Consider the following 7,227-nt stretch of genomic DNA (forward strand, 5'->3'; position numbering starts at 1 on the left):
CCCCCCCCCCCCCACGCCGGCGGGCAGCTCGTCCTTCAGCGCCTGCGACAGCGCGTCGTGGGTGGCGAAATGACGGCCGCCGTCGCCGAAGGCGGTGGCGGCGGCGGCACTGAGCGGGCCCAGCGCGTACAGGCGCTTCAGGCCGGCGGCGCGTGCGCGGATGCCGGCCTGCGCATGCAGCGCCTCGGCGTCCGGGCCCAGCTCGCGCATGTCACCCAGCACCAGCCAGCCCTCTTCCGGGGCAGCGGCCAGGGCATCGATGGCCGCAGCCAGCGAGCCGGGATTGGCGTTGTAGCTGTCGTCCACCAGCACCGCGCCGTTGCGCAGCTGATGGGCAATCTGGCGTCCCGGTACCGGCTGCGCCTCGGCCAGACCGGCCGCAATCAGCGCCAGATCGACACCGGCCGCCAGCACCAGGCTGGCGGCGGCCAGCGCATTGCTGACGTTGTGGCGACCCGGCAGGCCCAGCACCACGCGGGCTTCGCCGGTCGGGGCGACCAGGGTGAACTGGCTGCCCTGTGCACCGGCGCGGATGTCGCGCGCGGTCACGTCCGCCGAGTGTTCCAGCCCATAGCGCAGCACGCGGCAACGCTGCGGGCGACCAACAAAGTGCTGCTCGAACCAGCGGCCGTAGGCATCGTCGGCGTTGATCACCGCCACGCCATCGGCCGGCAGCGCGGCATAGATCGCGCCCTTGGTCACCGCCACGCCGAGCAGGCTGCCCATGCGTTCCAGGTGTGCCGGGGCAATGTTGTTGACCAGCGCATAGCGCGGGCGGGCGATGTCGGTCAGGTAGGCGATATCGCCAGGCTTGCCAGCGCCCATCTCGTAGACGGCGTAGTCGGCATCTTCCGGCGCGTCGATCACCGCCAGCGGCAGGCCGATCTCGTTGTTGCGGTTACCCGGGTTGGCGTAGACCACCTTGTGTGCGTGCTGGGCCACCTGCTGCAGGATCGACAGCAGCAGGCTCTTCACGCTGGTCTTGCCATTGCTGCCGGTGATCGCGAACACCTCGGTGCCACGGTCACGCTGCATGCCGGTGGCGATCTTCGCCAGTGCCAGCTCGCTGTCGGCCACCAGTACCTGCGGCAGCTCGATCGGCAGCAGCCGCTCGACCAGCAGCGCACTGGCACCGCGCGCCTGCGCGTCGGCAGCGAAGTCATGGCCGTCGAAACGCTCGCCGCGCAGCGCCACATACAGGCTGCCCGGGCCCAGGCTACGGGTGTCATTGCTGACTGCATCGATGGCCACGTCGTCGCCATGGATCTCGCCGCCGGCCCAGTGTGCGATCAGCGAAAGCAGGGTGCGCTTCATGCGGCGCCCTCCCCGGCCTTTGCCTGCAGAACACCGGCCTTGGCCGCCAGTGCAGCCGCAGCCACTTCGGTGTCGTCGAAGTCATGGCGCACGCCATTCACTTCCTGGTACGGCTCATGGCCCTTGCCGGCAATCAGGATGATGTCGCCGGCACCGGCACGCTTCACCGCCAGGCCGATCGCACGCGCGCGGTTGCGCTGCACGGTCACGGCATCGGCGTGCTGGAAGCCGGCCAGGATGTCGGCCACGATCACGTCGCCATCCTCGCCGCGCGGGTTGTCGTCGGTGACGATGACCTGGTTGGCCAGGCGCTCGGCAATCGCCGCCATCTGCGGACGCTTGCCGGTATCGCGCTCGCCACCGCAGCCGAACACGCAGAACAGCGTGCCCTGCAGATGGCCGTGCAGGCTGTCCAGCGCCTGCTCCAGCGCGTCCGGGGTATGGGCGTAATCGACCACCACGGTCGGCAGACCGTCTTCACCACCCAGGCGGTTCATGCGGCCACGGATCGGCTGCAGCGCCGACAGCACTTCGGCGATGCGCGGCAGCGGCTGGCCCTGCGCATGCAGAGTACCGGCCACGGCCAGCAGGTTGTCCACGTTGAAGCGGCCCAGCAGCGGCGACTGCACCGCAGCACGCTGGCCGTCGATGACCAGCTCGAAGGCAATGCCGCGTCCATCCAGTTGCAGCGCCTCGGCGCGCACGCTGGCGTCAGCGGCAGCGCGCGAGCTCAGGCCGATCGGTTGCACGCCAGCAGGCAGGCCAGCGAACAGCTGGCGACCGAAGGCGTCGTCCAGGTTGACCACCGCCGCCTTCAGGCCCGGGCGATGGAACAGCCGCGCCTTGGCCGCGCCGTAGCTGGCCATGTCACCGTGGTAGTCCAGATGATCGCGGGTGAGGTTGGTGAACACCGCCACGTCGTAGTGCACGGCATCCACGCGGCCCTGGTCCAGCGCGTGCGAGCTGACTTCCATCGCCACCGCGCGCGCACCGGCGTCGCGCAGCTGTGCCAGCAGCGCATGCATCTGCAGCACCAGCGGCGTGGTGAAACCAGTCGGCTCGACCGCACCATAAAGTCCGGCGCCCAACGTGCCGATACTGCCACTGGGCGTTCCGAGCAGGTGCCAGGCCTGGGCCAGCAGCTGCACGGTGGAGGTTTTGCCGTTGGTACCGGTCACGCCGACCATCGCCATCGCCCGCGACGGCGCGCCATGGAACTGGTCGGCCATCGCCCCCATGCGCGCCCGCAGGCCCGGCACGGCGATCGCATCGGCCGGCGCCGGCAGCTCGGCCGGTGCCGGTGGCTCGAACAGGATGACGCTGGCACCGGCCGCACGGGCCTGCTCGACAAAGCCCAGCCCATGCGCGCCGAAGCCGGCGATCGCGACGAAGGCATTGCCGGGGCGCACGGCGCGGCTGTCCAGTACCAGGCCGGTCAGAACGGGATCATGGCCCGCCAGGGCCACGTCCGGAAGCAACTGCGAAAGCAACATCGAAGGACTCATTGCGTGCCTCCCGTAACGGGCGGCGTCTGGGCTTGCGCGCTCGGCAGCGCAGCATCGAATTCAGCGGCGGCATCGACCGGCAGCGCGGTCTCGGCCGGCGGTGCGGGCAGGATCGAGGCCGAATGGCCGACCTTGCCCGACTGCTGTGCGGCCAGCCACGACTGCAGGTCATCCAGCGGCACGTCCATCAGGCGCAGGGTGCCTTCCATCACGTTGTGATAGACCGGCGCCGACACCAGGCCGCCGTAGAACTTGCCGGCCTGCGGATCGTTGATGACGATGACGGTGGCGAAGCGCGGGTTGGTGGCCGGCACCACGCCGGCGAACAGCGCGTTGTAATGCCCGCGCTCGTAACCGCCCGGGCCAGCCTTGCGTGCAGTGCCGGTCTTGCCGGCCACGCGGTAGCCCAGCACCGCCGCCTGCTTGGCGCCGCCCTGGGTGACCACCGTTTCCATCATCGCCACCACCTGCCTGGCGACGTTCTCGTCGATGATCTGCTGGCCTTCGTTGCGCTGGCCCTTGACGAAGGTCGGCGCGATCAGGCGCCCGCCGTTGGCCAGCGCCGAGTAGGCGGTGGCAATCTGCAGTGGCGTGACCGACAGGCCGTAGCCGTAGGACATGGTGGTCTTGGTGGTCCCCGACCAGCGCGCCGGACGCATCACCACACCAGCCGATTCACCCGGGAAGCCGCTGTGCGGCGCCGAGCCATAGCCGAAGCGGCGCACGCCGTCATAGAAGGTCTGGTCCGGCATCTTCGCCGCAACCTTGGCTGCACCCACGTTCGAACTGCGGGTGATCACGCCGGTCACGTTCAGCACGCCGTTGTTGCGTGGCACGTCGCGGATGGTGAAGCGACCCAGCGTCATGTAGCCCGGGTTGGTGTCGATGATGGTGTCCTTGGTCACCGCACCGGCCTGCAGCGCGGTGGCGATGGTCAGCGGCTTCATCGTCGAACCCGGCTCGACCAGGTCGGTCACCGCACGGTTGCGGCGCGTATCAGGGATCGCGCCGGTCAACGAATTCGGGTTGTAGGTCGGCAGGTTGACCATGGCCAGGATCTCGCCGGTGGTCACGTCCATGATCACCATCGAACCACCGGCCGCCTTGTTGGCCACCAGCGCGTTGCGCAGCTCCTTGAAAGCCAGGTACTGGATGCGGCGGTCGATGCTGAGGGTCAGGTCCTTGCCCGGCTCAGCGGCACGCAGCAGATCGCTTTCGACGGTTTCCCCCTTGCGGTTGCGGATCACCCGCTTCGCACCGGGCTTGCCGCGCAGCCATTCGTCGAAGGCCAGTTCCAGGCCTTCCTGGCCGCGATCATCGATGTTGGTGAAGCCCAGCACGTGCGCCATCGCCTCACCCTGCGGGTAGAAGCGGCGGAACTCGCGCTGCGCGGCCACGCCCGGAATCTTCAGCGCGACCACCTTCTCTGCCTCGTCCGGATTGATCCGGCGACGCAGGTACATGAATTCCTTGTCCGACTTCTGCGACAGGCGGCTGCTCAGCTCATCCACCGACATGCCGACCGCCTGGGCCAGCTCGGGGATGCGTTCGGGCGAACGCAGCAGGTCCTGCGGGTTGACCCAGATCGAGGCAACCGGCGTGGACACCGCCAGCGGCTCGCCGTTGCGGTCGGTGATCATGCCGCGCGAAGTCTTGATCGGCAGCTCGCGCAGATAGCGGGCCTCGCCCTGGCGCTGGTAGAAGTCGCTGTTGATGATCTGCACGTAGGCCGCGCGGCCGACCAGCGACACCGAGCACAGGCCGAGCGCCAGCGCGACCCAGCGCAGGCGCTGGCGCAGGTTGAAGGCATTGCGTGGACGATTGCGACCGGCCTTGCTCATGGGCGCACCACCACGATGTCGGCGGCCTCGGGGAACTTCATGCCGAGCTTTTCGCGGGCGATGCGATCGACACGGTTGGCTTCGGCCAACGTGGCCTGCTCCAGCTGCAGGCGGCCGAATTCCAGGTTGATGTCATCGCGCTTGCGCTCGGCGCGCGACAGCTCGATGAACGTCTGCCGATGACGGTGACGCACGAACACGACGCCGATCGCCGAGGCCACGGTGCAGGCCAACAGGATGATCAGCAGCAACCGGCTCATGCGTCGGCCTCCCGCTTCTGGGCCACGCGCAGCACCGCGCTGCGGGCGCGCGGGTTGGCGGCCAGCTCTTCGTCGGTGGCCTTGATGGCCCCACCGATCAGGTCCAGCGTCGGCACGAACGCAACGGCCTCGGGCAGGCGGCGGTTGGCCGGTGGCGCCTTGGCCAGGCGGTTCATGTACTGCTTGACGATGCGGTCTTCCAGCGAGTGGAAGCTGATCACCGCCAGACGGCCACCGGGCTTGAGCCGTTCCACCGCCGCATCGAGCCCCGCTTCCAGGTCTGCCAGCTCGCGGTTGATGTGGATGCGGATGGCCTGGAAGCTGCGCGTGGCCGGGTGGATCTTGTCCTTGCCACGCGGCATCACCGAGGCGATAAGCTCGGCCAGTTCGGCGGTGCGGGAGAACGGCTGCTTCTCGCGGCGGGCCACGATGGCGCGGGCGATGCGCCGGCTCTGCCGCTCTTCGCCATAGGTCCACAGCACGTCGGCGATCTCGCGCTCTTCGACGCGGTTGATCCACTGCGCGGCGCTTTCACCGCTGTCCGGGTCCATGCGCATGTCCAGCGGGCCGTCCTTGCCGAAGCTGAAGCCTCGTTCGGCCACATCCAGCTGCGGCGACGACACGCCCAGGTCGAACAGCACGCCGTCCAGGCCTTCGGCCGTGGCATCCCACTGCAGCAGCTGGGCGAAGCTGCCACGGAAGATGGACACGCGCGGATCCGGCGCGAAATCGCGCTCGGCAACGGCGATGGCTTCCGGATCCTTGTCCATGACCAGCAGGCGCCCCTCGGGACCGAGCTGGGTAAGCACGCCACGTGCATGACCGCCACGACCGAACGTGCCATCCAGATAACGTCCGTTTTCGATCACCCTCAGGCCTTCAAGGACCTGGGTGTACAGGACCGGCAGGTGCACCGCCGGCGACTGCGACACCGGAAGGTGACCGGTCTGCGCTTCTGGGCGCATCCGGGCACCCCGGCTCACAACTTCAGGTCGAGCAACCCATCACCCAGATCCTCGTCAGACAACGTCTGCTGGATCAGGGCCCGATGCGCCTGCTCGCTCCACAATTCGAACTTGTCGCCCATGCCGAGCAATACCGCCTTCTTCTCAATGCCCACCGCACCGCGGTGGCTGGCGGGGATGCTGATGCGACCGTTGCCGTCCAGTTCCAGATGGGCGGCCGAGCCGACCAGCTTCTGCTGCAACAGGCGCACGACGCGCTGGGTGTTGGGCTTGGACATCACATCGTCGCGGACCCGTTCCCATTCCGACTCTGCGTACAGCCACAGGCAGCCGGCTTCGAACGGGTTGTAGGTCAGCACGAGACGGTTGTTACTGGCGCGCGCGACGAGGTCGCGGTAAGCGGTGGGAACCGCCATGCGCCCCTTGTCGTCAACTGTGATGGCCGTCTCGCCCTGGAACACGACGCCTGCACCTTGTCCTTCGCCCGGTGAAACATTGAACCACGAAAACCCACAAAACACCCGGATTTCCCTCTGATGCCCACCTTAGCAGCGGGCCGAGGGTTGTCAACAACTTTTCAGCAGGGAAATCGCCAGCCGCATCAATGGCTTGCAACAACCTTTAGAGAATTGTTCAAGGCTTATCCACAAGTTGCTGATCCGTCTCAATTTTTGAGATTGAACGGAAGTTCAGGGGCGTGGACGGGGCGTGAAACATCGACCGCGCATTCATCCCGGCCTGGCCGGAAACGGCGCCGTAATGCGCAAACGGTGCACAATGAGGCCATGTGCCTGCTCGCTCTTGGCTGGATGCACCACCCGCGCTGGCGGCTGGTAATGACCGGCAACCGTGATGAGTTCCACGCCCGCCCCACCGCGGCGCTGGCCCCCTGGCAGGATGAGACCTCCGTCATCGGGGGACGCGACCTGCGCTCCGGCGGTGGCTGGGCCGGGGTCGGCGCCTCGGGCCGGATGGCGGTGGTCACCAACGTCCGCGACCCGCTGGCGGCCCAGACCGGACCGTCGCGGGGCGCGCTGGTTGCCGACTTCCTGCGCGGCCGCGACCCGGCCGCCGTGCATATCGAGCGGCTGGCAACCGTGGCGGGTGCCTACGCCCCATTCAATCTGTTGCTGGCCGATGGCGACAGCCTGGAGTACCTGGGCAACCATCCCGCCGAACGGCAGACGCTTGGCCCGGGCGTCCACGGCATGTCCAACGGCGCGCTGGACGCGCCCTGGCCGAAGACCCGCAGGTTGATGGCTGCGCTCTCGGCGTGGCTTGAGGAAGATGGGGTCAGATCCCTTTCGCAGCGCGAAAGGGATCTGACCCCGGACCTGACCCC

The 7,227-nt window shown here is 68.0% G+C and carries 7 protein-coding genes; 1 reads left to right on the top strand and 6 read right to left on the bottom strand.

All coding sequences use genetic code 11. From position 1 onward, the window contains the following. From murF to mraZ, 6 genes are all read right to left on the bottom strand, one after another. A partial coding sequence (murF, locus tag ABGA94_RS19355; RefSeq protein WP_375367949.1) for a UDP-N-acetylmuramoyl-tripeptide--D-alanyl-D-alanine ligase occupies positions 1-1,314 on the bottom strand: 1,314 nt, incomplete at its 3' end. Further along, on the bottom strand, positions 1,311-2,819 hold the full coding sequence (locus ABGA94_RS19360; RefSeq protein ID WP_065178759.1) for a UDP-N-acetylmuramoyl-L-alanyl-D-glutamate--2,6-diaminopimelate ligase: 1,509 nt from the start codon (positions 2,817-2,819) through the stop codon (positions 1,311-1,313). The genes ABGA94_RS19360 and murF, both read right to left, overlap by 4 nt. Beyond that, positions 2,816-4,660 (bottom strand): penicillin-binding protein 2, encoded by a 1,845-nt coding sequence (locus tag ABGA94_RS19365; protein WP_005415287.1) that lies wholly within the window; start codon positions 4,658-4,660, stop codon positions 2,816-2,818. Before ABGA94_RS19365 ends, ABGA94_RS19360 begins: the two co-directional genes overlap by 4 nt. Next, entirely contained in the window at positions 4,657-4,920 is a 264-nt protein-coding gene (gene ftsL / locus ABGA94_RS19370) for a cell division protein FtsL (protein WP_005415286.1), read from the bottom strand. The genes ABGA94_RS19365 and ftsL overlap by 4 nt, the downstream gene beginning before the upstream one ends. After that, on the bottom strand, positions 4,917-5,885 hold the full coding sequence (rsmH, locus tag ABGA94_RS19375) for a 16S rRNA (cytosine(1402)-N(4))-methyltransferase RsmH (protein ID WP_012479154.1): 969 nt from the start codon (positions 5,883-5,885) through the stop codon (positions 4,917-4,919). Before rsmH ends, ftsL begins: the two co-directional genes overlap by 4 nt. A gap of 14 nt (positions 5,886-5,899) precedes the next feature. After that, positions 5,900-6,346, bottom strand: coding sequence for a division/cell wall cluster transcriptional repressor MraZ (gene mraZ, locus ABGA94_RS19380; protein ID WP_004143635.1), 447 nt, complete (start codon positions 6,344-6,346; stop codon positions 5,900-5,902). A gap of 324 nt (positions 6,347-6,670) precedes the next feature. Here mraZ and ABGA94_RS19385 point away from each other — a divergent pair. Next, a partial coding sequence (locus tag ABGA94_RS19385) for an NRDE family protein (protein WP_375367950.1) occupies positions 6,671-7,227 on the top strand: 557 nt, incomplete at its 3' end.

This window comes from Stenotrophomonas sp. 3diitr2024 (assembly GCF_042136455.1).
Classification (GTDB): Bacteria; Pseudomonadota; Gammaproteobacteria; order Xanthomonadales; family Xanthomonadaceae; genus Stenotrophomonas; species Stenotrophomonas sepilia.